This is a genomic window from Pseudokineococcus marinus (genome assembly GCF_013004605.1).
GTDB lineage: Bacteria > Actinomycetota > Actinomycetes > Actinomycetales > Quadrisphaeraceae > Pseudokineococcus > Pseudokineococcus marinus.
On the sequence record NZ_JABEMA010000467.1, the window covers coordinates 1 to 1,677 of the forward strand.

A 1,677-nucleotide genomic window follows, 5' to 3' on the forward strand; every position below is an offset into this window, starting at 1 on the left:
CGACGACGACCGGGGCACCCGCGGACGCGTGCTGCGCGACCACCGCCCCGAGCGCCCGCTGCTGCTCCCACGGGTGACGCCGCCGGCGACGCCGAGCCGGACGGCGCCCGCCGTGGCACCCTGCCGCCGGGCGCCCACCGCGCCCGTCCGCCGCCCGCCGGGAGGAGCCGAGGTGCCCACAGCCGTCGTCGCCGTCGTCGGGGGCCTGCTCACCGCCGCAGGCGTGGCCCTGCTCGTGCTCCCCGGGCCGGGCATGGTGCTCGTCGCCGTCGGGCTGGCCGTGCTCGCGTCGCGCTTCGCGTGGGCGAAGCGTCCGCTCGGCTTCGCCCGCACCCGCGCCGAGGCCGGCATGCGGCAGGTGGCCCGCCGGAGGGCCTCGGCGTTCTTCGCCCTGGGGTGCGCGGTCCTGCTCCTGCTCGCGGCGGGCCTGCCCTACCTGGGCGTCGAGGTGCCGGGGCTGACCAAGCTCACCGCCGTCCTGCTCGCCGGCAGCGGCCTCTTCCTCGTCGGCACCGTCGTCTGGGCGCGGCACGCCGGCAACCGCGCGCCCGTCTGACGCCGCGGCGCCGGGCCGCCAGGACCCGGGCCGCTGGCGCCCCCGCGCGCGACCCGCCACGGTGGTCGGGTGAGCGACGCACACGACCTCCAGCGCTTCGTCGACGCCCAGGGCGGCGGCACCTACGACCAGGCGCTCGCCGAGCTACGCGCGGGCCGCAAGCAGGGCCACTGGATCTGGTTCGTCCTGCCGCAGGTGCAGGGCCTCGGCCGCTCCTCGACGGCGCAGCACTACGGCCTCACCGGCCTGGACGAGGCGCGCGCCTACCTCGCCCACCCCGTGCTCGGCCCCCGCCTGCGCGAGTGCGCCCGCGCCCTCGCCGACCTGCCCGGCAGCGACCCGACCGCCGTGCTCGGGAGCGTCGACGCGCTCAAGGTGCGCTCGTCGATGACCCTCTTCGCCCGCGCGGCCGACGCGGACGGCGAGGACGCCGGGGTCTTCCGCGCGGTCCTCGCGCAGTACTACGGCGGCGAGGAGGACGGCGAGACGCTGGAGCGCCTCTGAGGGCCGGACCAGGCGGGGCCGCGCCAGCGAGCACCCGTCGCCGCGTAGCCTCGCGGGCGTGGACGGCGATCACGGGCGGGCGCTGCAGCGCGTGCGCTGCGCGCTCGTCGCCTCCCTCGTCCTCTCCCTCGGCGCGGGCGCCCACGTCGTGGGCGGCGGCGACCTCCCCGACCCGCTGCTCGTCGGGCTGGCGGGCGCCCTGGTCCTCGCCGTCGCGTCCCTCCTCGGGCGACGCCGCCTGCGCCTGCGGACCCTGGTCCCGGTGCTCGGCGCCGGCCAGGTGCTGCTGCACGCGGCCTTCGCCGCGCTGACCGTGCCACCCGCCGGCGCGGTGGACGTCGATGCCGCGGCCCTCGCCCCCGCGGCAGGGCACGGCGCCCACGCCCACGGAGCCCTCCTCCTGGCCGCGGGCGGCGGGGGCGTCGACGCCGCCCTGGCGGCCGCCTCCGCCGGCTCTGCTGCCCTCGCCGGCTCCGCCGGCATGGTCGCCGCGCACCTCGCGGCCACGCTCGTCACCGCGCTCGCGGCCGTCTCGGCCGACCGGGCGTGGGCCGCCGCCGTCGCGCGGCTGGCGCAGCTCTTCCCCGCCCTCGGCGCGCTCCTCGTCGACCTCGTCG

3 protein-coding genes are annotated in these 1,677 nt (G+C 79.8%); all 3 read left to right on the plus strand.

Going from position 1 to position 1,677, the window contains the following annotated elements; translation table 11 throughout:
* The coding region (locus HLB09_RS17965) for a PGPGW domain-containing protein (RefSeq protein ID WP_212771279.1) at positions 1 to 556 on the plus strand (556 nt) is incomplete at its 5' end.
* Positions 557 to 625: 69 nt separating this feature from the next.
* A complete protein-coding gene (locus HLB09_RS16645) occupies positions 626 to 1,060 on the plus strand; it encodes a DUF1810 domain-containing protein (RefSeq protein WP_171204412.1) in 435 nt (144 codons plus the stop codon).
* A gap of 58 nt (positions 1,061 to 1,118) precedes the next feature.
* Positions 1,119 to 1,677: hypothetical protein (locus tag HLB09_RS16650; protein ID WP_171204413.1), on the plus strand; the 559-nt coding region annotated here is incomplete at its 3' end.